Consider the following 24696-nt stretch of genomic DNA (forward strand, 5'->3'; position numbering starts at 1 on the left):
ATATTTAAGCAAATGCTTAACTATTTATAGAATACATAAGTAATTGCTTAAATGTCAACTCATAAGAACAGCAAAAAATTAGGCTTTTAGTTTCCCAAGCTTGGCTGCTACTTTCTCATTTTTCGGTAGGATGGCTCCCATACCTATAAAAACCTTAGCTATGGCAACTTCTCCAATCCCTGCTCAAGAATCCTCTGTTAGCTGGTATATTCTGTTGCAACAATTAATAGATGGCCAATCATTGTCGCGTACTCAAGCTGCTGAATTGATGCAAGGTTGGCTCAGTGAAGCGGTTCCCCCAGAGTTATCAGGGGCTATTTTAACAGCGCTGAACTTTAGAGGCATTTCTGCCGACGAGTTAACCGGCATGGCTGAGGTATTACAATCTCAATGTTCCCCACTCAGCACTCAGCACTCACCCCTCAGCACTGTAATAGATACCTGTGGCACTGGTGGAGATGGTTCGTCAACCTTTAATATCTCTACAGCAGTTGCTTTTGTTGCTGCTGCCTATGGTATACCAGTTGCTAAACACGGCAATCGTTCCGCTTCAAGTCTTACAGGAAGTGCAGATGTATTGGAAGCCTTGGGTGTAAACTTAAGTGCTTCTAGTGAAAAGGTACAAGCTGCACTACAAGAAGTCGGGATCACCTTCTTGTTTGCCGCTGGTTGGCATCCAGCACTCAAGGCGGTTGCGTCATTACGCCGAACTCTGAGGGTGCGAACGGTGTTTAATTTGCTCGGGCCGTTAGTAAATCCCTTGCGTCCAACTGGGCAGGTAGTGGGCTTATTTACTCCCAAACTTTTGGCAACTGTTGCTGAAGCTTTACAGAATTTGGGTAAGGAAAAGGCAATTGTGCTGCACGGGCGAGAAAAACTTGATGAGGCTGGACTGGGAGATGAAACTGACTTGGCGGTGTTATCAGATGGAGAAGTGCAGTTAACTACGATTAATCCCCTAGATTTGGATTTAACGCCTGCTTCCATAGGTATGCTTCGGGGTGGAGATGTCCAAGAAAATGCCGTGATTCTCAAGGCGGTACTCCAAGGTAAGGGAACTCAAGCACAACAAGATGCCGTAGCTTTGAATGCGTCGTTGGCACTGCAAGTCGGAGGTGCGATCACTTTCCTCGATCACGCCGAAGGGATTAAAATCGCTAAGGATATCCTACAAAGCGGGGCAGCTTGGACGAAGTTGGAGCAGTTAGTTGAGTTTCTGGGGAATTGATTTGTGATCGCAATTGCGGGCGAAATTCTATGACATTACGTTTAATGGTGACATCGTAGTTGCCAAAAAAATCATGTCCTAGCAGTCCAGTTTCTAATTCCACACCTGCGATCGCTACTGGTATTTTTTTCACTATTACCCCACCAACTGCCATCGAATTAACATAGCCCACAGGAAATTCGACAGCTCTGGAACTTGCGGTGTTTGCCTTAGCTTTTCCTACTGTGACGATTCCCAAAGCATCAGCCATCTCTTGGGTGATCACAGTACCACTCGCTCCCGTATCGACAATCATCTCAAATTGTTGCTGACCATTGAAGGTGACTTCCACAATCGGCGTACCACCAATTCGCCTTTTTATCGGGGCTGCAAATACTGTTTCATCGGGAATCACCACTGCTGATGACGGCAAACTTGGTGGTGATAACGGTTTTGTTTCTCGTGGAGCTAAGGTGAACTTTGGTATAGTTTCTCTGTGGGGAACAACAACTACTACTTTCTGAGGTACTCTAACTGCAACAGGACGAGGATTAGCTTGCTGTTGAGCATATTTAACTTGGCGGCGATATTCCGTGATTTTGGTTTGAGCGATCGCAAATTCTGGGTTTTGTCGCCGCACTTTTTGCATCAGCGCGATCGCCTCTTGGTACTGACTCGCTACCAATTTCCAATCATCTGGAGATTGAGCCGATTGGCTGATACTCCAAGCGCCAACAGCTTTGTCTCGTCCGATTTCAAAAAGACTTGGTTCACTTTCAAATGGATCTACTTGCGGCTGTGCTTCTGGGGTGGCTGCTGGTCTTACAGGTTCAACACTAGGCTTTACTGGTGCTAGATCCCCAATTGGCGTAGGTTGCTCATCGCCACCAGTAGCAGTGTTCAGTTTGTCTTCACTACAGGCAACGCACAAAACCGCTAGAGTAGTTGATATAAAAATTAGGTTTGCACGGGATAAAAAAGACTGAAGCATAATTAATTTTAACTGCCCAAGCTTTGCCAAATCCACTGCCGCTACTTTAATTCCCTTTTAATTTTAATTAACTATCTTTAAAACTCCCAATTGCTCAACTCATGAGATAATTAACAATCGCAGTATTGGAGAATAGGGGATAGGGAATAAGAAAGAGTATGCCCAATGCCCACTGCCCAATACCCAATGCCCACTGCCCAATCTACTATGCCCCTGACTGACTCAATACCAGCTTTACTTGTCCTAGCAGATGGAACCACTTATCGCGGTTGGTCTTTCGGTGCGACGGGAACCGCGATCGGAGAAGTGGTGTTCAACACTGGCATGACAGGCTATCAAGAAGTCTTGACTGACCCTAGTTATCGCGGTCAGATAGTGATTTTTACTTATCCTGAATTGGGAAATACTGGCGTCAATCTAGAAGATGAAGAATCAGATGGGCCCCATATACGGGGTGCGATCGCCCGGAATATTTGTCACCGTCCAAGTAACTGGCGATCGACACAATCTTTACCTGACTACCTCAAACAAAACCAAATACCAGGAATTTACGGCATTGATACCCGCGCCCTCACCCGCAAAATTCGGATGTTCGGAGCGATGAACGGTGGCATTTCTACAACCATTCTCGATGAAGCGGAATTGTTAGAACAGGTACAGGCAGCCCCCAACATGGCAGGATTGAATCTGGTTCGTGAAGTCACCACCTCAACGGCTTATGAATGGTCTGATCCCACAATTCCAGCTTGGGAATTCAACTCTGAAACTGCGGGAAATCTTGGGGCAGCCTTTACCGTTGTTGCCCTTGACTTTGGTGTAAAACGTAATATCTTACGTCGCTTAGTAAGTTATGGTTGCCGGGTAATTGTTGTACCCGCTAATACACCACCAGAGGAAATTCTTAAATACAATCCAGATGGTGTGTTTCTTTCTAATGGGCCTGGCGACCCTGCTACTGTCACTGAAGGGATTGCAACTGCCAAAGCACTTCTGTTAAGTCAAAAACCCATTTTTGGTATTTGTATGGGACACCAAATTTTAGGTCATGCACTAGGGGCAGAAACCTATAAACTCAAATTTGGTCATCGTGGTTTGAATCAGCCTGCGGGTTTACAACAACGGGTAGAAATTACCAGCCAAAACCATAGTTTTGCTATTGACCCAGATTCTTTACCTACGGCAGTTGTGGAAATCAGCCACTTAAACCTAAACGATCGCACCGTTGCCGGGGTACGTCACAAATCTCTACCTGTGTTCTCCGTACAGTATCACCCAGAAGCCAGTCCTGGCCCCCACGATGCTGACTACTTGTTTGAACAGTTTGTTCAAGCCATGCAAACAGCACGTCAAACCGTGGCAGCCGAAGTGAGGTAAAAATAGAGAATGGGGAATAGGGAATAGGGACTAGAAACTGGGGACTGGGAAATAGGAAATAAGATTAAAAATACTATTTTCTTCCAATCCCCAATCCCCAGTACCCAGTACCCAGTACCCAATCCCCTATTCCAACAGATTGTAGACAATTTGCTCAAAAACCATCTATACTTGAGCGTTCACTTTAACTCATGAGGAGGGAATTATTGCTGAGCCACTGAATCTAACCGTTAGCCTGAGGGGCACTCGTGAAGTCCGGGATAACTGTCAGCTATTCCGCCTCACAGGTTTGTTAGATGCTTTTTCTGAGCCGACATTTCGCAAGACACTTGGCAGCAAAATAGACGAGGGTCCTAAGCACATTATTTTGGATCTCTCACAAATTGACTTTGTTGATAGCTCTGGCTTGGGTGCTCTGGTGCAGCTAGCCAAGCAGGCTCAAACTGCCGATGGCACTTTGCAAATTGTCACGAATGCCCGCGTAACTCAAACAGTCAAGCTTGTTCGCCTAGAGAAGTTTCTCTCCCTGCAAAAATCAGTTGAAGACGCTCTAGAAAACGTCAAGTAGTCTTGATTGCTCGATCTGAGAGTTAAATTAAGCTATCCAGATTCAATATCGGATAGCTTAATTTTTAAAATTTCTGGCAGAAAACTCCTCTCCTTGTGGGAGAGGCATAAAGCCAGTTAGGCTATTATGTTTCCAGTTAAGTTATTATATTTAAAGTTGAGTAATAATAAAAGATATAGACACCCAATTTTTGGGTATATAATCGTTAGCTAGAATATTTGATAAATAATCAAGTCTGAGATATTTGTAAGAAATACAAAGCCAGCAGATTTGTTTATAAATAGACTTGACTTGATGCTGTATAGTTAAAAGTTGTCGTTTACTCAGTAAGCATGGCAATGCTACCAAGTAAAAGCGGTGGAATTAATGCTACAATTATACCCGACTTAGGCACAAACCACAATAAGTAGGCGAAATTTGGTTTATAGATGTTGACATCAGGATGATTTCAAATGCCAACTCTCAATCAAAAAGATGAAATTAGGAAGTAATTTTGATAGTATTGATTATGCTTAAGTATACTATCATGGCATACTTCAGAAAAATCAGTCTTTGCGAAGAATGCTTGCCAAATGTAGCCCGTCAAGGAATGATTTATTTGTGAAGTCACAAGAGGAAGAGCTATTAGATGGACAAGATGAAACTCCCAAACAGAGTTTATCTTGGACTCAAGCACTCTTGGCAACCACAGGGCCATTCCAACAGATTTCCCTCTCACAAGTGCAACAAATTTCTCCTAGTGCATTAGCATATTTGGGGGACGCAATTTATGAGTTGTATGTTAGAATGTTCTATCTGCTGCCATTGCAGCGGTCAGGAATTTACCATCGTCTGGTAGTGGAGCAGGTAAGAGCAGAAACACAAGCACTACATTTGCGATCGCTAATTCCTCATCTCAGGGATACCGAATTAGAAATTGTCCGACGGGGTAGAAACGCCGCAACAGGACGCCCTAAGCGACTTAATCCCGAAATTTATCAACAGGCAACTAGTCTAGAAACTTTAATAGGCTACTTATATATCACCGATTACCAACGTCTAACCGAACTGTTGCAAATACTTCATCTAGAAAAAGAGTGAAAACTCAATTTCGCAGTAGCCACAACACTAGATTAAATTCAAAAAATTGAGGTAATCGGAACGATCAACTATACGCTATATCCATAACTCAAATGCAGGATAAACCCAAAAAAGTCAAGACTTCTAGCGAAGCAAATCGGGGACAACCCGTAAAAATTAAAGGTAAGCGTGTTGTTACTAATCCGACTCGTAAACCGAGAAAAATAGATAGTAATCCCGTCTCTGTTACTAATCCAACTCGTAAACCAAGAAAAATAGATAGCAACCCCATCTCTGTTGCTAATCCGAATCGCAATCCCAGAAAAGTAGATGGCAACACTATCTCTGTTGTTAATCCGAATCGCAATCCCAGAAAAGTAGATGGCAACACTATCTCTGTTGTTAATCCGAATCGCAATCCCAGGAAAATAGATAGCAACCCCATTTCTGAGAACTCCCAACAACGAAATAGCAACTTCTCCCAGCCGTCTGTATCTACACAAGCGATAGAAGAAGATAGCGATCTCATCTACGGTCGTCATCCAGTATTGAGTGCATTGAAAAATCAGCGCAATCTCAACCGTCTCTGGATTACTACCCGTCTGCGGTACGATCCTAGCTTTCACCATTTTCTCTTGCAAGCAAAGGAAAATGGCACAGTTATTGATGAGGTTGAACCCAAGCGCTTAGACCATCTGACTAATGGGGCTAATCACCAAGGTGTGGCAGCACAAATTGCTCCCTACGCTTACATCGAATTGCCCGATCTAATTGAGCAGTGCAAATCTGTAACCGATGCTGTAATTGTTGTGGCTGATGGAATTACCGATCCCCACAACTTGGGAGCAATTATCCGTACTGCCGAAGCAATAGGCGCTCAAGGATTGGTAATTCCTCAAAGAAGGGCATCTGGGATCACTTCCACTGTGATGAAAGTGGCAGCAGGCGCTTTAGAAAATTTTGCTGTAGCTAGAGTTGTCAACCTCAGCCGTTCCTTAGAAGAATTAAAGGAAGCTGGCTTTTGGATTTACGGTACAGCTGCAAGTGGCAGCGAACCTTTGCATACAGTCAATTTCACAGGCCCAATCGTTTTGGTAATCGGCTCAGAAGGTGAAGGTCTGGGTATGTTAACTCAACGCTCCTGTGATTTTTTAGTATCGATTCCTCTACAGGGTAAGACGCCCAGCCTGAATGCTTCTGTAGCAGCGGGTATGGCGCTTTATGAGATTTATCGCCAGCGATCGCTAAATACGCTGCACTTAGATAAATTACAAAAAATCTCTTTGAAAAAATATCAGTAACAGAGTATAAAGAAATGTAACAGATAATCAGGCAGCATATCGTTTAATACCCTGTAGACGTTTATAAATCAGCGAAAACCATGAAAACCATTTGGCATAACCTCAAGGAAGTGTTAATTAACACATTCGACTACATCGGCTTGGCTTGGTGGGTAGAGATTGTGACGCAGAATCCTCGTTGCACGTATTACTTCGGGCCATTTCTAAATTCTTCTGATGCAACATCAGCAAGCAAAGGATACATAGAGGATTTAGAACTCGAAGGAGCACAGGGAATTATTGTGAATGTCAAGCGCTGCAAACCTAATACTCTAACAATTGCTGACGACTTGGGGGAAAAATTTGACCGCAAAGTACAGCCTGCCTTTGGCGGTCAAATTTAAGTTAGGCCAAAGAATGAAAAAGATGCTCTGATGGGGGACGCAAAGATACGGAGACACAAAAAATTCTTTTACTAGGTTATTGCGTCTTTTTGGGCGATCGCGTCACCACATCTTCCATCTCTATTTCTTCGTCAATAGTCCAAATATTTAAAAAATTTTGACTATTGACTACCAATTACTTGTGGATGTTCTTCCAACCAATGGTCAATATCATTCAGCACCTGCTGGGAAACTTCCCACGGGAAAAGATGGGCGGTGTTGGGATAGCACTGCCACTGAGAATTTGGAAGATGTTGAGCAGTTTCTAAGCTGGAATCAGATGTGATGTGGCGGTCTTGTTCGCCAGCAAGTACTAAACTAGGACATTGTATTTGTTGTAAGTCTAGAAGTCGATTATATCCTGATTGAATTGCACTATAGAGAGCGCGAGTAGCAGCAGGAGAAGTTTGCAAATAAGCTGGTACTGCTTCTTTGGCGATGTAACTGTAAGTAATAGATGTATGTTGTTGGATTAGATAGCGAAAAAGCGATCGCTTCCCAAAAGTTTCAATATTCCATTGCCAACTCGGTTTTATGTAGTTCAATAGAGCAGCAATGCCAGTATATAAATTATCTTGCCAAGTGATAGGAGGATGACTGCCACGGGGTTTTGCGGCTGTCGCCACCAAAATCAGTCCAGTAATGCGCTCTGGCAAACGTAATGCCATCTCCATTGCCAGAATGCCCCCAAGTGACCAGCCCAATAGTAAGCACTTTTCAATCTGCAAACGGTCTAGCAGCGCTTCTAAATCAGTCAAATGGTCATTCATATCAAAATTGCCGTTGTAGCGACTTTTGCCGTATCCGCGTAAGTCGGGGGCAAAAGTTTTGTAGCGTTTTGATAAATGATTGGTAAAGACAGAAAGACTACGACCAGTACCAGGATGACCATGTAAACCCAAAATTGGAAATCCTTGACCTTGGATGTAAACATTGAGACGTGCAGCAGTTGTGGTGTGGCGATCACTCATTACTTACCGTTCTCCTGTCTACCGAACAAATAATCTAAAATGTGTTGACTTTCAGTTCTCAAGTTTTTAATTTCCGATCTGATTTCTCTCAAGTTCAGTGACAATCGCTTTAAAGTTACGTACCTGCAACAAGTAATTTACGGTTGAGCGTAGTAGTTGGGCAATCGCGCATCTATCCGCTTCTATAGCTACCATATTCACTTCAGCCCTTTGTGCTGTCTTTGTGAGGATTACTTCAATCCGTGGCCACTATATCCTAAAAGAATATGTGCTATACATTACTGCCAACTGCATCAATCGCCGCTTCCAAGGCGATCGCCACATGAGTCCAATGAGTCCCCCCCTGGCAATAAACCACATAGGGCGATCGCATTGGCCCATCTGCTGATAATTCCAAAGTACTCCCTTCAATAAATGTCCCCCCAGCCATCACCACCTGGCTCTCATACCCTGGCATTTCATCTGGAACAGGGTCTAAGTAGGAACCGATCGGAGAATGCTGTTGTATGGCTTTACAGAAAGCAATTAGCTTTTCGGGAGAACCAAGTTTAATTGCTTGAATTACATCTCCACGAGGAACCAGAGGAGCGGGATTTACTGGATAACCGAGTTTATCAAATACATAACCAGTAAGATAAGTCCCTTTCATCGCCTCTCCTACCATCTGCGGCGCTAGAAATAAACCTTGGAACAGTAGGCGATTTTGGTCAAAAGTAGCACCGCCATAACTACCGATACCAGGAGCAGTGAGGCGACAGGCGGCTGCTTCCACCAAGTCGGCGTGACCGGCGACATAACCGCCAGTGCTAACAATAGTGCCACCAGGATTTTTAATTAATGACCCAGCGATTAAATCAGCACCTACAGCTGTAGGTTCCCTAGTCTCAATAAATTCGCCGTAGCAGTTATCTACAAAGCAAACGGTGTTCGGGTTTTGCTGTTTGACTAAATGGACGATTTTTTCAATATCGGCAATTGATAAACTAGGACGCCAAGAATAACCACAAGAACGCTGAATTAACACTAAACGAGTGTTTTTGGCCACACTAGTACTTAAAGCTTGCCAATCTATAGTTCCTTCGCTGGTTAGCTCTAATTGGCGGTAATGTATGCCAAACTCAATAAGGGAACCTTGACCTTGACCCCGTAAACCAATGACTTCTTCAAGCGTATCGTAGGGAGAACCGACCACTGCTAACATTTCATCGCCCGGACGGAGAACACCAAACAAAGCACAGGCGATCGCATGAGTTCCCGAAACGAACTGCACTCGCACTGCTGCTGCCTCGGCACCCATAACTTCGGCAAAAACTTTATCTAAAGTTTCTCGTCCTAAATCATCGTGACCATAACCACTTACACCAGCGAAGTGGTGTGCGCCTACACGGTGATTACGAAAGGCATCCAGCACTCGTTTTAAATTATGCTTGACCTGAGCGTCAATTCCAGAAAAAATTTCTAATAGTGCCTGTTCTGCTTGCCGCAGCTGTTCTAAGCTGTTCATCAGTTCCTCGTTCAAAAAAAATTATAGATATGCGGATTTTAAGATCGCGCAGACTAGGCTGGAAAAATCAAATACAGGTTACTGCATGACAATTGCTACCTCAACAAAACCTCAAATCAACTGGGTTAATACCCTGTTTTTCATTGGACTGCACATCGGCGCTTTATTTGCCTTACTTCCTGGTAATTTTAGCTGGACGGCAGTTGGTGTGGGTTTCTTGCTGTACTGGGTAACAGGTGGTTTAGGCGTGACTCTAGGATTTCATCGCCTTGTCACCCACCGCAGTTTTCAAACTCCTAAGTGGCTAGAGTATCTCCTGGTTTTCTTTGGGACACTCTCGTGTCAAGGAGGTCCAATTGAGTGGGTCGGGACACATCGCATTCATCATTTAAACTCTGATACTGATGCCGATCCCCATGATTCTAATAAAGGCTTTTGGTGGAGCCACATGGATTGGCTAATTCACCACTGTCCCGCTCACGCTGATGTTCCTCGTTTCACCAAAGATATTGCCGAAGACCCAGTTTATCAGTTTTTAGAAAAATATTTCATTTTGATTCAGGTTGCTCTAGGTGTATTGCTTTTGCTTCTAGGTGGCTGGCCATTTGTTATTTGGGGAATTTTTGTTCGCATTGTCTGGGTTTACCACTGCACTTGGTTGGTGAACAGTGCTACTCACAAATTTGGCTATCGCAGTTATGATTCTGGCGATCAATCGACTAATTGCTGGTGGGTAGCCGTACTAGTTTTTGGTGAAGGCTGGCACAATAACCATCATGCTTTTCAATACTCAGCTCGTCATGGGCTGGAATGGTGGGAAATCGATTTAACCTGGATGACAGTTCAATTGCTGCAAGCAGTTGGTCTGGCAACTAATGTGAAGTTAGCCCAACAAAAGTTAGTTAAGAGTTAGGATGTGTAACGTTTTTAATTGAACACTTCTAACTTCTACTTTTCAAAAAGCTATTTACGGGTGCGCTTGTGTCGGTTAGGTTGCTATAATCCGAAGCGCTAATATGAAGAGTTTTTACGGCAAGTTGCTTTTTGGTGACTTGGTTGAGGAGTTTTGTTGTTTTTCAGGTGTCCATGACTACATTAATAATTGACAGCCAGAAACTAAGTGACGAGCCTGGTAATTCCGACTTCCGGCTCAAAGATATTGTCAAAACCCTGCCACGGGAATGTTTTCAGCAGAACCCTCGCAAAGCTTGGACGCAAGTTCTGCTGAGTGTCTTGGCAGTCGCCTTGGGCTATTACAGCCTGATTATCACTCCTTGGTTTCTTTTGCCCCTAGCTTGGATTTTTACGGGCACTGCTTTAACAGGTTTTTTTGTAATCGGCCATGATTGTGGTCACAGGTCTTTTGCCAAACGTCGTTGGGTAAATGATTTAGTGGGGCACTTTTTCATGATGCCGTTAATTTACCCTTTTCATAGTTGGCGCATTAAGCATAATTATCACCATACTCATACCAACAAGTTGGATGAGGACAACGCTTGGCATCCAATTAGACCAGAAGTGTTTGAAAATTGGGATAAAACCCGACAGTCTGCTTTTGAGCTGTTCATGCGTAAACGCTTCTGGTGGGTAGGTTCCATTGGACATTGGGCTGTAGTGCATTTTGATTGGCGGAACTTTAAAACGAAAGACCAATCCAGTATCAAGCTGTCTGTGGCTGTAGTAGTTGTGTTTGCAGCGATCGCTTTCCCGATTCTGATTGCCACAACTGGTATCTGGGGATTTGTCAAGTTTTGGCTAGTGCCCTGGATGATTTACCATTTTTGGATGAGTACTTTTACTATTGTTCACCATACTGCCGCAGATGTTCCTTTTGCGACAGCAAATAAGTGGAACGAAGCTCTAGCACAGCTATCTGGAACTATTCATTGCGATTATCCGCGTTGGGTAGAAATCTTGTGCCACGATATCAATGTTCATGTCCCTCATCATATTTCCACTGCGATTCCTTCTTATAATTTGCGGCTAGCTTACAGCAGCATCAAAGAAAATTGGCAGCCTTATCTTCATGATGAGTGTCAGTTTTCTTGGCCTTTAATGAAGCAGATTACAGACCAATGTCATCTGTATACAACTGATGTTGGCTATAAGACTTTCAACGAATATTATACAGAGCGATAAATAGCGTTGTGACCAGACTCACGCTCTTGAACCAACAAGAGCGTTTATTATGCTGTGTTTAAATAGAATTTGGCAATTTTTTAATGACTAAAATTGTTAAGTAAATTACCAGAAATTATCCTCTGTTATGTTAGCGATCGCTAGTTTCGTGGGCATTCTAGAGGTGAGATAATTTTGTCTCAAATCAAGTTCCGATTTATATCCAACAAAAGAATCCAGTGCAATCAAATATCGTCACGTTCAATAATCCTACTAGCTGCAAAACATCTGAGGATACGACTAAATTACCTTTCACTCTTCAAGATTTAAAAGCTGCAATCCCTGCTGAATGCTTTCAGCCCAATGTGACAAAATCACTTTTTTACTTTTTTCGTGACATCCTGATTATCAGTCTGCTTTATGCAGTTGCTTATTACCTGGATTCTTGGCTTTTCTTTCCGATTTTCTGGCTAATGCAAGGAACGATGTTTTGGGCTTTGTTTGTAATAGGACATGACTGCGGACACCAATCTTTTTCTAAACAGAAATGGCTCAATGATTTGATTGGACATCTTTCTCACACACCAATACTTGTTCCTTATCATGGTTGGCGCATCAGCCACAGAACTCATCATAAAAATACTGGTAATCTCGATAACGATGAAAGCTGGTATCCTGTGACGGAATCAGAATACAAGGAGATGCCTTTAGCCCAAAAGATAGTCCGATATTATATTTTTCTCTTGGCTTATCCTGTGTATCTGTTTAAGCGTTCTCCTAATAAGGAAGGCTCCCACTTTTTGCCCAGCAGTTCGCTTTTTAAACCATCGGAAAAATGGGATGTTATCACTAGTACTGTACTTTTGATTGGTATGGTAGGTTTGCTGGGTTTCCTCACCTATCAATGGGGTTGGATATGGTTGCTAAAATATTACGCTGTGCCCTACCTTGTGTTCGTAATTTGGCTAGATTTGGTGACATTTTTGCACCACACTGAGCCAGAGCTTCCCTGGTATCGGGGAGAAGATTGGACTTTCCTCAAAGGCGCAATTTCTAGTATTGACCGTGATTATGGTTTGGTTAATCATATCCATCACGATATCGGTACTCATGTTGCTCACCATATATTCCTTAATATCCCTCACTACAATTTGCTGAAAGCAACTGAGGCAATAAAACCAGTCATGGGTGAGTATTTTCACAAATCAGAAGAACCTATTTGGAAGTCATTGTGGCATTCATGTGTCAACTGCCATTTTGTACCTGATACTGGTAGTAAGGTTTACTACACATCCAACAATAAGTTAGCTAAAGGCTCAGACTACTAACACTTTGCGTAATTAGTAATTACGATTGTGTGAGAGTTTTAGACATTTTAAATAGGTGGCTTATTTACGCCGTGCTGTACTAGCCCTGTTAAGGTAATAAAAGTAACTTTGACAGGGCTAGGATGTTATGGACTTTTGCAAGAAATCTAATAGACCTCTTGCAAAAATGCAAAATTTGCTCACCCTGCGGGAAGCGAGCTACATCTTCCAACCCCTTCTCCCAATTTTGGGAGAGGGATTTAGGATGAAAGCTCATTGATTCATGCAAGAAATCTAATGACTACAGCTGCCTTGCTTTTGATGTTGGTCGCTATGATGGTTACAGCCACCCTGCTGACTATGGTGATGATGACCATGATCTTTACCGTGGGAGCAGCCTTGCAAATCTTCCTTCATCAGGCTTTCGCTGATTTGCTGCAAAGACTCATCCACAGGCTGTAAGCCAATCCAAGCATCAATTTTTTGTACATCGAATCCTACCTCGCGGCGATCGCCTACTTCTAACAAAGGACGGCGAATTAACAACGGCTCTTTGAGCATTAACAACAAAGCTGTTTGTTCATCTACTTTTTCAGGAACCACCTCACCAGATTTTATCTTTGGCGAAGAAGGATTAAACCATTCGGCTACGGGGCGATCGCCAAAAAATGAAAGCAACCGCTCAACTGTCCAAGGTTCTGTTAGCAGGTTGTATGGTATCACCTCATGACCAGCAGCTGTTAGCAAAACTTTTTGCTTAGTACCACCTTTACAGCCTGGTTTGCTATAGAAAATCACTCTTGCCATTTAACTACCTCCTAATTACTCAATTGTTTGTAGTTGGGGCTTTAGCATTAAAGCCCCAATTACGAACCGATGAAATTAATGCTGACGATTCCTAATTAAAAATTCCTAGCCTTATCGGTAACTAAGTCAAACTCAAATCTCTCTTTCGGATCAGTTTCGCCGTAGACATTAAAAGTCACAGTTGGTTCATCACCCACTGCTTCTACACAGTGAATTGCATCGGGAGTAAAGCTAATAATATCTCCTGGTAATAGAGTTAGCTCTCCCGTTGATTCAATTTTGTCCTGAAATTCTGGGCTATTAGTGCGTTGCCAAAAAGTATTTTTTTCTTGACCTTTTAACACCGCCACTATTCCCCATGTCCCATGATTATGAATGTTCGATCGGGTTCCCGGCGCAAATGTTACTGTTTGCACTGTCAACGGAAAACCCAATTCATCGTATAGGAGTGAAACAGAGGTTCCCGTTTTAGGCGAAGGCTCTAAATACTGACTTTGTACCCAGTAAGAATTTACTATCAAGCGCCTTACGAGCATCTGAAGTTCTGGTAGACGACTGGCTTGGTCGTCAACGCTATTGAGAACATCTTCCACCTCAGTTAAAAACCGATAAAGGCGGTAATTTTCTCTCAATAAATCCCATGCTCTTACAGATTTACAGGCTTGATGCTGACCGTCCCCCGTTAGCAGCCAATCCTTACCTTTCATAACTTTTAAATTGATAGCCGATAAGATTGGAGGACAACGATTGGAGAGACATTAGGAAGACTGCCTACGTCAAGTCTAGTAGGTACATTAATAGGAGGAAGGATAGAGTTGCTATTAGTACCTGCTCCCAAAAGGGAGTAAGAGGAATACGATGTAGTAGATAACCAATTGTTCATGATTGTTCACCTTGATTCTTGACTAATTAATCATCTTCTTCTGCTGGACGTGTCAAAATATCTAGAAGAATTCCGGCTCCGAAATCATTTTTTTCGTCTATTTCTTTGACTTTGGTACTGATTTCTTTTGCTTGCTCAATTTCTCCTAAATTTGCTAGTACTAATCCAGAAGCAGCATAAGCATTTAAGTACAATCGAATTTGTGGGTCTTCTTTGCGATTGACTAATATAGGCTTAAGTTGCTCCCAGTCATCAGGAAATTTCTCTCGTTCTTTAATTTTATCTAATAATTTGATAGTTGTTTGTAGTGCAAGAGAATAATTATTTTTGTAATAGAAGTATCTATATGCTGCTACTAATACATCTGTATTTTCACCAGTTTTAGCTAAAGCCTGTTGAATATATTTTTCTGATTCTGATGTATTCTCCCAGGTTTGTGCAGCTAAAATTAATAAATTTTTGATGTCTTCTGGAACCTGGAACCATGAGAATTTATTTGTATCAGCTTGCATATTGGTAACTAGGGATTGGGGACTAGGGACTGGGGAAGATGAGGGAGTGAGGCAGAATAATTAATGCCCAATGACGGCAGTTGCTCCACTTGGGGAAACCCCTTGGCGCTAGCCTCTCTCTTTGGGAGAAGACCGCACTGCCTCCCCCATGTCCCATGACGGCAGTTGCTCCAATTGGGGAAACCCGAAGACCGCACTGCCTCCCCCATGCCCAATTTAAAACAAAGTAAGAATGTACACTAAGGTGAATAAAACAATCCAAATAATGTCTACGAAGTGCCAGTAAATTTCTGTCATTTCGATGAAAGTATGATTGGTTGCAGAATATTCACCGGAAAGACGCGATCGCCACACTACACGTAATATCAATAACAGTCCCACAAAAACGTGCAAACCGTGGAACCCTGTCATGATATAAAAGCAGTTAGCGAAGACGTTGGTAGTCAGACCGTATCCTAAAGTCGAGTACTCATAAACTTGACCACCTAAGAAAATTGCCCCCATGATTGCGGTAATTGCGTACCACAGTTGCATTCCCTTGACATTATTCTTTTTAATCGCTGTATCACCGAAGTGAATCACGAAACTACTAGACACTAGAATAATCGTGTTAATTGTCGGCACGAGTAATTCTACTTCACTTCCTTCTGGAGGCCAAACGGCTGTACTGCTCCGAAAAAACAAAAAGGTGGCAAAAAATCCCCCAAACATTAGGGATTCAGAAGCGAGGAACGTCAACAGTCCCCAAACTCTTAAATCTGGATGTTCTTCGTGTCCTGCACTGTGATCTTCGCTTGTGTTTGTAGCTATAGTCATAGATTTTTTGACAATATTATCTGCTGCGTCTGTTGTGGAAGCTTGAATGAAGAATGAAGTCTGAAGCGGCAAAATTTTCATTCTTCATCCAAAATCCTTGTTTAATTCAACTCTTCACTTGTTCAAGAATTCTCAAAATTCCAAGTTCCAAGTTCTAAACTCGGCTTTTCGAGTTTTAAGGCTGAAGTTCCGAGTTCTGAACTCGGTCTTTCGAGTTCAGAGGCTGAAGTTCCGAGTTCTGAACTCGGTCTTTCGAGTTCAGAGGCTGAAGTTCCGAGTTCCGAACTCGGTCTTTCGAGTTCAGAGGCTGAAGTTCTGAGTTCCGAACTCGGTCTTTCGAGTTCAGAGGCTGAAGTTCCGAGTTCCGAACTTGGCCTTTCGAGTTCAGAGGCTGAAGTTCCAAGTTCCGAACTCGGCCTTTCGAGTTCTGAAGCTGAAGTTTCAAATTCTCAAATCAAATTACTAGAAATTGCAGTCAACTTAAGAGCGATCGCATTACTCACTCTACTACCTAAGCACTAGCTTCCGGTGTTGCAGATGGCTCTATTTCAAGTTTGTTCTCATGACCATAGTCATAAGGCCCATGAGTCACAACCGGCAATACTTCCCAGTTTTCAATTGCAGGTGGCGAGCTAGTTGTCCATTCTAAAGTCAAAGCTTGCCAAGGATTATCACCAGCCAAAGGCCCTTTTAGCCAACTGTAGATCATGTTGATGGTGAAAGGAATTACCGATATCGCCAAAACAAATGAACCAAAGGTACAAATTTGATTGAGGTCGATAAATTGGGGGTCATACATTGCCACTCGTCGCGGCATTCCTTGCAAACCCAACTCGTGCATCGGTAAAAAGGTGAGATTAGTACCGATGAAAGTCAAGGCAAAGTGAATACGTGCCAAGCTTTCATTCAGCATTCGTCCGGTCATTTTGGGGAACCAGTGATAAATGCCGGCGTAGATGCCAAACACGGAACCGCCAAACAGAACGTAATGGAAATGTCCTACAACATAATATGTGTCGTGGACGTGAACATCAAAGGGAGCTGTTCCCATCGTCACACCGCTTAAGCCGCCCATGACAAACATGGACAACAAGCCAATGGCGAAAAGCATTGCACCTGTGAAGCGGATTTTACCACCCCAAAGGGTAGCAACCCAGGCAAAAATCTTTACGCCAGTGGGAACTGCAACTATAAGAGTGGAGATAGTAAAGAACATCCGCATCCAACCGGGTGTGCCACTGGTGAACATGTGGTGTACCCAGACGAACAAACCGACGACGCAGATGGCTACACTAGAATAAGCGATCGCTTTATAACCAAAGATTGGCTTGCGGGAGTGAACTGGAATTACCTCCGACATGATGCCGAAGATGGGCAGAATCATTAAATATACTGCCGGGTGAGAATAAAACCAGAACAAGTGTTGATAAATTACAACGTTACCGCCTGCATCTGGTTTAAAGAAGGAAGTGCCAAAGTTGAGGTCAAACAACAGCAGAACTAAACCGGCTGCTAATACAGGTGTGGAGAGAAGCGCTAGCAGGGAAGTAGCCAAGATTGCCCAACAAAATAAAGGCACTTGCACCCATTTCATGCTAGGAACCTTCATCATCAAAATGGTGATCACAAAGTTCAACGAACCCAAAATTGAAGAAGTTCCTACTAAGACGATCGCAAGTATCCACATACTTTGAGCAATTGGTGCTGTCACCAAGCTCAAAGGTGGGTAAGCTGTCCAACCAGATTGCGAACCGCCAAAAATGAAACTACCTAATATCAGCGCACCTGCTGGGGGATTTAACCAAAAGGCGATCGCGTTCAGCTTCGGGAAAGCCATATCCCTAGCACCGACCATCAACGGCACCAAATAGTTACCAAATCCCCCAATGGCGCTAGGGACAATCCACAGGAAGATCATGATCGTCCCGTGATTGGTCATGAAAGCGTTATACAGATTGGGGTCGAGTACGTCTGCATCTGGTGTTGCTAATTCGACACGCAGAGCAACAGCCATCAGTCCGCCGATGAGATAGAACACAAACGCTGTCACGAGGTATTGGATACCAATAACCTTGTGGTCAACATTAAATGTAAAATAATCTTGCCATTTCCACGCCTTCGGATGGGAGGTATGGCCAGCCACCATTTTCGGTTTATTTTCTTCTGGTGGGGTATTCCGGGGAAATTCTACCTGCGTCATATTTTTATCCTTTGTCATTTGTCCTTTGTCATTTGTTGTTTGTCCGTTGTCTTTTGTCCGTTGTCATTTGTCAGTTACTAATAACTAATGACCAATGACTAATGACCAATGACCAATGACTAATGACTTTTGACTACTGACTCTAAAGTTGCTGCACTAATTCCCATATCATGGGTGTGGGGCGCGAGAAACTCTGATGTTGATAAGTCGGCTGGATTAATTGCAACAACTTGATTTAAGTTTTGCTGTTGAGCAATTTGGTTTTCTTTGCGCCAGCTATCATATTCTTCTGGTGTGTGGACAACTACTTGTGTCCGCATTGAACCGTGATAACCACCGCACAACTCAGCACAAACTACAGGATATGTACCTGGTTTGGTGGCGACAAATCGTAGTTCAGTAGGGAGACCAGGAAGTGCATCTTGTTTCAAGCGGAAGTTTGGTACCCAGAATGAGTGAATTACATCTTGTGCTGAAAGGTTAAGTTGCACATCAGCACCAACGGGTATGTGCAATTCCCCAGAGCTAATGCCACTATCAGGGTAGTTAAATAACCAAGCGTACTGCATCCCTTTGACATCAACAACTAAATCGGCTGGTTTGTTTAGCGTTTGAGGAGACGCGCCGATACCAATAGTTGGGGCTATTGCTGGGGCAGTTGTTGCTTGGGAAGTATCGCTTAATGTAGCTGCAATAGCACTTCCCGGCATCTGAGCAACATGAGCTGCTGAATGAGGATGACCCGCAGGCTCAAAGCCGCCCATTCGATTAAAAACATCTACACTGTAGATGCCCAAACCGAGGACGATCACTGTGGGAATTGCTGTCCAAAAGATTTCTAAAGGAACGTTGCCTTCCACCCACACGCCATCGCTATCGTCACCCCGACGGCGACGAAACTGAATCAAAAACATTACAATTGTTCCTTCTACCACCAAGAAGAGTGCGATCGCAATGGTAAACATGACGTTGAAAAAACTGTCTACCAAAGGCGCTTGTAACGATGCCTGTACGGGCATGAGAGTGTGGTTTTGACCAATCCAAATGCTGATTGCTGTAACTACTATCCCAGCAACCAGAGTCCATAGTGAAACAGGAACTTGTTGCATACATGCTACCTGTGTAAACAGTATTTAAAGGTGTGATTTTCTGGTTTTAGGTTTTAGGGGGAAAGGTTACAGATTACAGGTAATAGGAATTCATCTATTCCCTGTAACCTATACCCTATTCCCTTGTTCTTTCCCCATTCCCTATTTCCCATTTCCTTTTCACTTATTAACTTTCTAACGTGCAGCCATTAAAAATGGGGGAAACTTCCAGATTTTTTCCATATCTTTCCCCCAAAAAATGACAAATTATATTTCAACTCATACCACAAAGTTAGCCCCCTGCTTCAATCAAAGCTAGTTGTTTCAAAAGGGCACTGTTAGACCTAATATTGATTAGGCTATATTAGCAGCAAGTTTAAATTTGTTAATAGCTAACATTTTGCGATTCACGGTTTTGTTTTCTGTGAACTTTTTATTGGTTCCAGTAAATATTTAAGATTCCCCTCTAGTTACCCTGCCTAGCGCATTTGCGCTTGATTCAAACAGTGCCTACTACAACGAACAACTATTTTAACTAACTCCAAAAACCTTAATTATTTAATTCAACGTGGGTGTAGCAGTTCTTCGGACAAATCCGCGAACAAGCTTCACAACCAATACAGTTTTCTGGAGAAGTAACTGCCATTACTTTCCGTTCAATTTCTTCATCATCTTCATCTTCTACAAATTCACCTTCTTCATTCAGTGCTTTCAAACCAAGCACATTGTACCCGCAGACTTTAATACATCTGCCACAACCGATACATTTTTCTTTGTCGATTTCTTGAGCGAATTTTGGTGTCCAAGCTTTACCGCCAAATGTCAAACCTGTTAGTTGTGCCATGAATAAATCCTCAGCAATTTTGCCTGTCAATCTGTTTGTGCATTAACCATGATCTTATCCTAATCTTTTATTGTTTTATACTCAAAAATTACTTTTATCACATCAGCTTTCGATGACTTTGAACACAATAGAGAATTATTTTTTATTTAAACTTATAGATAAAAATTATTGCAAATAATTCTTATGAATATTTAGTATTCTTCGTTCCCTGTTCTACATGTAAATGCATTTACCGAGTTTCTGACTCAATATCTGACTGGAAACAGCAGCCCATAATCGGCTATCCATACAGAGTATAAATAAAAAGTTGAAGATTTAAAACCTATACAGATGAGTAAAACCTGATGTATATGTGATTTATAACTGCCGATTTAACTATTATTTCCAGCAAATACAATTATATCTATAAGAGTAATGACATTCTTTTTCAAATATTTTTCGACTTAGGCAAACAAATCTATATAAACAGTATACATATATACCAAAGTAAAGGTTCGCCAGTTACATTTTGATATATGCAATATGTATTTTAAAAAGCAACAACTTTAAATTTAGTTTGATTTAAATATTTAGATAAATGGTGACAAAATGAATATTATTGTTTTCTATGAAGAAACAGAATTAATTTATGAAGGAACTGTAAACTTTATGGCAGAATATTATTAGGTCTTAAATATTAAAATTACTAACAAATCAAATGAGGTCTAACTAGAAGAGACTGATAAATTTTCTCTAAATGCTTTGTATAAGGTTTTATAGTGAAAGCTAAAATGTTCATTAATTACTTAATTAAATAAATGTTAAAAGTTTTTTCAAGCTCAGTCCGAACAAATTAATCATTTTATTCATGAAATGTATAGTTAATAAGAAGTTTTCTTAAGCTCAATTTGAAAGCTTTAAATAGCTTCTAAGTGGATGCAAAGTTAACAAGTAGATGTGGTGATTGAATGTGGTGAGAAAAGACTATTCTCACTAGAAAAATAATGTGGTAGCGAGTCATGAATAAACAGGACTCATCCAGGGGAGACCTGAGCCAGACATCTCAACGATTAGAGTGGGAAAAGAGCCAAATGCCTTATACAATTCCTAACAACAGTTGCGTTGGATGTGACAACTGCCGCCCCCAATGTCCTACGGGTGCAATCAGAATAGAGGACAATGAATACTGGGTTGATCCTGGTCTTTGTAATAATTGTGAGGGCTATTATTCAGAACCGCAATGTGTAATAGCTTGTCCAACTAATTCTCCCATTCCTTGGCAGGCGAAAAAGGGAAGATGCAAAGTTGAACCAAGAGATGCTACCAGCTTAGACTTGTTTTCTAATGGCAAGAATAATCCATTTGCCTCAGCGATCGCAATTTGGGAAGCTTGTAATGTACTAGCGCAGCGCACATCCCTACATTGGGAAACTGATGAAGAAGGCTACATCAGTTATAGCCGACAAGTCAATCAAGGGCGAGGTGCGATCGCTTTTCATATCCAAGATCCCTTGAAAGTGAACGACAAGGCCATAGATATAGCAGCAATTGAGGGACTTGACATCAGAGCCGCTTGCATACATCTAATTTTTGCAGCTTATGCTACAGCTTTAGAGCAACCTTGGGAGCAAGAATTTGCGATCGATGAGCGACAAATTGAGAAATATTTGGGGATGGAGAAACGTAAAGATTTGAGCAAAGCTGCCAAGCTAGCTTTAATGAAAAATATCGTTCAGCAAGCTTGCTCTCTGATTATCTCCATTGACTGGCCCCAACAAGGTCGAATTAACGGATTTTCTGTTGTCGGCAGCCGCTTATGGCACTTGGTAGATATTCAACACCACTTTCAAGAAGACAATCTCGGATGCAAATATCTAATTGGGCTAACTTTTAAAGTAAAAGCAGGTATCTGGGCACAATATTTCTTAAACAAACAAGCATGTAAAGAACGAACCGCATTCTATCAATACGGCAGTCTTCCCAAAACACTGCTAACCACAGTTATGAGCATTTGGCAGCAACATGAAGGTGCAGTTCGATTAATGCTGTGGTTGCTGTTTAAAACCAAAATGGGCAAAGAACAACGCATTACCATTCCTACCTTGCTGCGTATTGCTTACGGTGAGGAAAAAGTCGCCCTTGCATCCAGACAACGGGAAGAACGCAAACGTCTGTTACGAACCTTTGAAAGCGATTTAGAAATTCTCAATCACTATGGAATGAAACCGCTTTTCGATCCAGTTACTTACCCACCAGAAATTCAACCTTTGTGGGCGAAATTAATTGATCTTCCCGAAGATCCAGATGAAGCATTAGAATTTTGGACTAATGACGGTGGTGCTGAAACCCGCCTCACAGACACAGGCCCCCGTGGTAAATGGAATTTGCTAATGAATGCGCGGATTTTGGCTTTTGAACTGCCGCCAGAATGGGAACAGCAAATCTCAGAATCGGAAAAAAAGAAAACAAGAACTGCCAAAGCCAAAAGAAAGCCCAAAGCGACAAACGATTTACTAGGCGAACAGATTTTGCAAGCGCGAAAAAATTTGAATCTTTCCCAAAGAGAATTAGCAAAACTCACAGGTAAAAGCCAAAGCTGGATTCGCGATATCGAAAATGGTCGTTTAAAAGCCAAATTAGAAGACCAAGTACTATTACGAAAAGTCTTAAATATGGCTTCATCTTAATTTGTAATTTAACAATTATCTGCTTACTTCTATGTACTATAACTTATTACTTTATCAGAGGTAATCCAGAGACTACCGACAGCATATTTAGTAACTACCAACTCTCTTGTAGCATTGCATGAACTCTTCAGTTGTTGAGTCTTGGTTTCATCTTTCACAAGTTTAGCCTGGTAAGTGTAGAGAGAACCAGAAGGTTGTTCAAAACTTAGTTCAGCTAAGATAGTATTATTGTCTAAACTTTGCTCTAATATTTTGCCTGCAACTTTGTAGTTGAACCAATCCCATCCTTTATCGAGGATTAACTCTCTTTCCAAAACCTGAAGTGCAGCAGGCAGAATTCCCCAGCCTCGATAGACTTTATGTAAGCATTGAATATCGCCAGTACGAGTCAAAATCGATCTAAATGAATCTCGATCGAGACGACCGTAATATCTTCCTTCTGGCAAGTCTATGACTGTTGGTGCAAACCGATGTCCACCAAAATGTGATGATTTCCAAATTCTCACATTATCTAAGCACAAATCAACATTACTTGCTGTAATATGGAAGTAAAAAGGAGTGCCATATCTTGCACAACACTTGTCATGGCTACCGTGGGTACAAACTAAAATATCTCTAGTTGCATTAGTTTCTACCTCAAAATTAGAATTGATGCCCCATATCCATTTTTGGACAACTCCTGCTACTTGCTCAATATTTGCTAGCTTAAACTCTTGTTTCTGGTATCCATTACTTAGCCCCTCTTGTTTTTGATAAATCAAAAGCGTAGTGTGATTTACCTTGTGTGATACATCATTAGCAATTAAGAGGAATCTAATCGGTAGTTTAGCACGCTTCACTTCTTCTATCAAAATCCTCAAATTCTGAGGCACCCATTTGGAGTTAAAAGCTTCTGATGTCCAAGGTAAAGGACACTCAACTAAAATATAAGTTTGATAATTAGTAGCACTACCAATAATATCTTCTCCTATTTGCAGTGAATCGTCAGAACAAAAAAAAGTATTCATCTCGCTGTACTCATTAGCATATTTTATGGACAAAAGGTATTCTCAAATACAGTTGTGTTCTTAGCTACAATATTCTTGACTAAAGAAGATAAAAAAGAACAATATTCATTCTTCAGTTCAAACTAAGTAGCCACTTTATAACATCATTATTGATTGAGGTCTTTCCGTTTAATAAATTCTCCACAATAAAGATAAATAATGTCAAGAGATATTTTTCCCTATGAATGGTGTTAATTTTGTATTTAGTTTTATTGTTATTGTTATTTGGTATTTAATAAATTTTAATTTGCAGAAACTCAGTTTTTGTAAACTTGGTTTCTTTGGCAAAATCAAATATATTAAACCCGGTACATAGACGCAAAGGGACTTGGAGAGTTACCGACGATTAACTTGCTTACAATATCGATGTAGCTGATACTACAATCAAAAATATTCCTCGCAGCAACCTAGTTGTTTAAAGTTTTGCTCAAATTATCTACATAGCTAGTTACATATCCTGTTTTTACACATAAAGATACAATTCTGTGCTGTTCTTGTGATAAATATATTCCTAAAGGTAGATGCGGAAGTATTTAATAAGCAGTGAGCACTTTAGTAAGCCGATACTGTTTTAAGACTTCTTCCACGCTCTCTGCTTTCAATATATCTATCAATCTATCCATATTGCAAATTTTTATCAATAGCTTGAGAAAAATAAAAAAGTCAAATTAGGGGTAAATGCTTTACTTCCCTGTACTCTTCATCTGCGATAAGTTAATAATTAAAAGTAGTGACTAATTATTAGCAGTGTCATTGACATTAACATTAACAAATTTGGTATTTAGCGTTTTACCTAATTTAACTTCTCAAAGATAGTGTTAGGGTTCGATGATAAGCATCTGCTTTGACTGTAACTGAAGTCAATAAGAAATGCAAGTATTTAAGAATCTTTATGAATTCTTTACAGTTTGTTGCCTTTAGGACATTGCTTAAATCAAGGTAAAAAGGCATTTAATTGTAGAGATATCTTACTATAACAAGCATTGATAGCTTCGATTTAATAGAGAAAGTT

General features: G+C 41.5%; 21 protein-coding genes. 10 read left to right on the top strand and 11 right to left on the bottom strand.

The genetic code is table 11. The features are described from left to right. The first annotated feature begins 160 nt into the window (after positions 1-160). On the top strand, positions 161-1228 hold the full coding sequence (trpD, locus tag V7K89_RS09560) for an anthranilate phosphoribosyltransferase (protein ID WP_335186550.1): 1068 nt from the start codon (positions 161-163) through the stop codon (positions 1226-1228). Here trpD and V7K89_RS09565 read toward each other — a convergent pair. Continuing rightward, positions 1158-2198, bottom strand: coding sequence for a retropepsin-like aspartic protease family protein (locus V7K89_RS09565; RefSeq protein ID WP_335186552.1), 1041 nt, complete (start codon positions 2196-2198; stop codon positions 1158-1160). The genes trpD and V7K89_RS09565 overlap by 71 nt on opposite strands. 207 nt (positions 2199-2405) lie before the next feature. On the opposite strand from V7K89_RS09565, the gene carA reads away from it, so the two are divergent. The 5 genes from carA to V7K89_RS09590 all read left to right on the top strand — a co-directional run bounded on the left by carA (position 2406) and on the right by V7K89_RS09590 (position 6883). Beyond that, on the top strand, positions 2406-3572 hold the full coding sequence (gene carA, locus V7K89_RS09570) for a glutamine-hydrolyzing carbamoyl-phosphate synthase small subunit (RefSeq protein WP_335186670.1): 1167 nt from the start codon (positions 2406-2408) through the stop codon (positions 3570-3572). A 202-nt stretch (positions 3573-3774) separates the two neighbouring features. Continuing rightward, on the top strand, positions 3775-4140 hold the full coding sequence (locus V7K89_RS09575) for an STAS domain-containing protein (RefSeq protein WP_084227153.1): 366 nt from the start codon (positions 3775-3777) through the stop codon (positions 4138-4140). Between the two features lie 600 nt (positions 4141-4740). Continuing rightward, entirely contained in the window at positions 4741-5220 is a 480-nt protein-coding gene (locus tag V7K89_RS09580) for a Mini-ribonuclease 3 (RefSeq protein WP_104907787.1), read from the top strand. Between the two features lie 92 nt (positions 5221-5312). Next, positions 5313-6500, top strand: coding sequence for a 23S rRNA (guanosine(2251)-2'-O)-methyltransferase RlmB (gene rlmB, locus V7K89_RS09585; RefSeq protein ID WP_335186554.1), 1188 nt, complete (start codon positions 5313-5315; stop codon positions 6498-6500). 80 nt (positions 6501-6580) lie between these two features. After that, positions 6581-6883 carry a DUF1816 domain-containing protein gene (locus V7K89_RS09590; RefSeq protein WP_335186556.1) on the top strand — a complete coding sequence of 101 codons (303 nt, stop codon included), beginning with the start codon at positions 6581-6583 and terminating at the stop codon, positions 6881-6883. 161 nt (positions 6884-7044) lie between these two features. Here the strand turns inward: V7K89_RS09590 and V7K89_RS09595 are convergent, their stop codons facing one another. Together V7K89_RS09595 and V7K89_RS09600 are read right to left on the bottom strand one after the other, a co-directional pair. After that, the gene (locus V7K89_RS09595; protein WP_335186558.1) at positions 7045-7893 is read right to left on the bottom strand and encodes an alpha/beta fold hydrolase; all 849 of its coding nucleotides are present in this window, start codon (positions 7891-7893) and stop codon (positions 7045-7047) included. Between the two features lie 271 nt (positions 7894-8164). Further along, positions 8165-9397 carry a methionine gamma-lyase family protein gene (locus V7K89_RS09600; protein ID WP_335186560.1) on the bottom strand — a complete coding sequence of 411 codons (1233 nt, stop codon included), beginning with the start codon at positions 9395-9397 and terminating at the stop codon, positions 8165-8167. A gap of 85 nt (positions 9398-9482) precedes the next feature. Between V7K89_RS09600 and V7K89_RS09605 the strand changes: the two genes are divergently transcribed. The 3 genes from V7K89_RS09605 to V7K89_RS09615 all read left to right on the top strand — a co-directional run bounded on the left by V7K89_RS09605 (position 9483) and on the right by V7K89_RS09615 (position 12843). Then, on the top strand, positions 9483-10310 hold the full coding sequence (locus tag V7K89_RS09605; protein WP_335186562.1) for an acyl-CoA desaturase: 828 nt from the start codon (positions 9483-9485) through the stop codon (positions 10308-10310). A 173-nt stretch (positions 10311-10483) separates the two neighbouring features. Beyond that, entirely contained in the window at positions 10484-11536 is a 1053-nt protein-coding gene (locus V7K89_RS09610) for a fatty acid desaturase (protein ID WP_335186564.1), read from the top strand. Between the two features lie 218 nt (positions 11537-11754). After that, positions 11755-12843 carry a fatty acid desaturase gene (locus V7K89_RS09615; RefSeq protein WP_335186566.1) on the top strand — a complete coding sequence of 363 codons (1089 nt, stop codon included), beginning with the start codon at positions 11755-11757 and terminating at the stop codon, positions 12841-12843. 273 nt (positions 12844-13116) lie between these two features. Here V7K89_RS09615 and V7K89_RS09620 read toward each other — a convergent pair whose 3' ends face one another. From V7K89_RS09620 to fdxB, 7 genes are all read right to left on the bottom strand, one after another. Then, positions 13117-13629 carry an ArsC/Spx/MgsR family protein gene (locus V7K89_RS09620; RefSeq protein ID WP_335186568.1) on the bottom strand — a complete coding sequence of 171 codons (513 nt, stop codon included), beginning with the start codon at positions 13627-13629 and terminating at the stop codon, positions 13117-13119. Positions 13630-13724: 95 nt separating this feature from the next. Further along, positions 13725-14336 (bottom strand): cupin, encoded by a 612-nt coding sequence (locus V7K89_RS09625; protein ID WP_335186569.1) that lies wholly within the window; start codon positions 14334-14336, stop codon positions 13725-13727. 202 nt (positions 14337-14538) lie between these two features. Beyond that, the gene (locus V7K89_RS09630; RefSeq protein WP_335186570.1) at positions 14539-15024 is read right to left on the bottom strand and encodes a hypothetical protein; all 486 of its coding nucleotides are present in this window, start codon (positions 15022-15024) and stop codon (positions 14539-14541) included. A 216-nt stretch (positions 15025-15240) separates the two neighbouring features. Beyond that, positions 15241-15840 carry a cytochrome c oxidase subunit 3 gene (locus V7K89_RS09635; RefSeq protein ID WP_335186672.1) on the bottom strand — a complete coding sequence of 200 codons (600 nt, stop codon included), beginning with the start codon at positions 15838-15840 and terminating at the stop codon, positions 15241-15243. 511 nt (positions 15841-16351) lie between these two features. After that, positions 16352-18040, bottom strand: coding sequence for a cytochrome c oxidase subunit I (gene ctaD, locus V7K89_RS09640; RefSeq protein ID WP_335186674.1), 1689 nt, complete (start codon positions 18038-18040; stop codon positions 16352-16354). Between the two features lie 119 nt (positions 18041-18159). After that, entirely contained in the window at positions 18160-19149 is a 990-nt protein-coding gene (locus V7K89_RS09645) for a cytochrome c oxidase subunit II (protein ID WP_335186572.1), read from the bottom strand. A 529-nt stretch (positions 19150-19678) separates the two neighbouring features. Beyond that, a complete protein-coding gene (gene fdxB, locus V7K89_RS09650) occupies positions 19679-19972 on the bottom strand; it encodes a ferredoxin III, nif-specific (RefSeq protein WP_335186574.1) in 294 nt (97 codons plus the stop codon). 1070 nt (positions 19973-21042) lie between these two features. Here fdxB and V7K89_RS09655 point away from each other — a divergent pair. After that, on the top strand, positions 21043-22638 hold the full coding sequence (locus V7K89_RS09655; protein ID WP_335186676.1) for a helix-turn-helix domain-containing protein: 1596 nt from the start codon (positions 21043-21045) through the stop codon (positions 22636-22638). 29 nt (positions 22639-22667) lie between these two features. Here the strand turns inward: V7K89_RS09655 and V7K89_RS09660 are convergent, their stop codons facing one another. Continuing rightward, positions 22668-23645, bottom strand: coding sequence for a sucrase ferredoxin (locus V7K89_RS09660; protein WP_335186576.1), 978 nt, complete (start codon positions 23643-23645; stop codon positions 22668-22670). Positions 23646-24696: the final 1051 nt, after the last annotated feature.

The organism is Nostoc sp. (assembly GCF_036917515.1).
GTDB lineage: Bacteria > Cyanobacteriota > Cyanobacteriia > Cyanobacteriales > Nostocaceae > Nostoc.

Excerpts from the sequence above, each read along its gene's own strand:
- trpD (WP_335186550.1), top strand. The coding sequence starts at position 161 with ATGGCAACTTCTCCAATCCCTGCTCAAGAATCCTCTGTTAGCTGGTAT.
- V7K89_RS09565 (WP_335186552.1), bottom strand. The coding sequence starts at position 2,198 with ATGCTTCAGTCTTTTTTATCCCGTGCAAACCTAATTTTTATATCAACT.
- carA (WP_335186670.1), top strand. The coding sequence starts at position 2,406 with ATGCCCCTGACTGACTCAATACCAGCTTTACTTGTCCTAGCAGATGGA.
- rlmB (WP_335186554.1), top strand. The coding sequence starts at position 5,313 with ATGCAGGATAAACCCAAAAAAGTCAAGACTTCTAGCGAAGCAAATCGG.
- V7K89_RS09590 (WP_335186556.1), top strand. The coding sequence starts at position 6,581 with ATGAAAACCATTTGGCATAACCTCAAGGAAGTGTTAATTAACACATTC.
- V7K89_RS09595 (WP_335186558.1), bottom strand. The coding sequence starts at position 7,893 with ATGAGTGATCGCCACACCACAACTGCTGCACGTCTCAATGTTTACATC.
- V7K89_RS09600 (WP_335186560.1), bottom strand. The coding sequence starts at position 9,397 with ATGAACAGCTTAGAACAGCTGCGGCAAGCAGAACAGGCACTATTAGAA.
- V7K89_RS09605 (WP_335186562.1), top strand. The coding sequence starts at position 9,483 with ATGACAATTGCTACCTCAACAAAACCTCAAATCAACTGGGTTAATACC.
- V7K89_RS09610 (WP_335186564.1), top strand. The coding sequence starts at position 10,484 with ATGACTACATTAATAATTGACAGCCAGAAACTAAGTGACGAGCCTGGT.
- V7K89_RS09620 (WP_335186568.1), bottom strand. The coding sequence starts at position 13,629 with ATGGCAAGAGTGATTTTCTATAGCAAACCAGGCTGTAAAGGTGGTACT.
- V7K89_RS09625 (WP_335186569.1), bottom strand. The coding sequence starts at position 14,336 with ATGAAAGGTAAGGATTGGCTGCTAACGGGGGACGGTCAGCATCAAGCC.
- V7K89_RS09630 (WP_335186570.1), bottom strand. The coding sequence starts at position 15,024 with ATGCAAGCTGATACAAATAAATTCTCATGGTTCCAGGTTCCAGAAGAC.
- V7K89_RS09635 (WP_335186672.1), bottom strand. The coding sequence starts at position 15,840 with ATGACTATAGCTACAAACACAAGCGAAGATCACAGTGCAGGACACGAA.
- ctaD (WP_335186674.1), bottom strand. The coding sequence starts at position 18,040 with ATGACGCAGGTAGAATTTCCCCGGAATACCCCACCAGAAGAAAATAAA.
- V7K89_RS09645 (WP_335186572.1), bottom strand. The coding sequence starts at position 19,149 with ATGCAACAAGTTCCTGTTTCACTATGGACTCTGGTTGCTGGGATAGTA.
- fdxB (WP_335186574.1), bottom strand. The coding sequence starts at position 19,972 with ATGGCACAACTAACAGGTTTGACATTTGGCGGTAAAGCTTGGACACCA.
- V7K89_RS09655 (WP_335186676.1), top strand. The coding sequence starts at position 21,043 with ATGCCTTATACAATTCCTAACAACAGTTGCGTTGGATGTGACAACTGC.
- V7K89_RS09660 (WP_335186576.1), bottom strand. The coding sequence starts at position 23,645 with ATGAATACTTTTTTTTGTTCTGACGATTCACTGCAAATAGGAGAAGAT.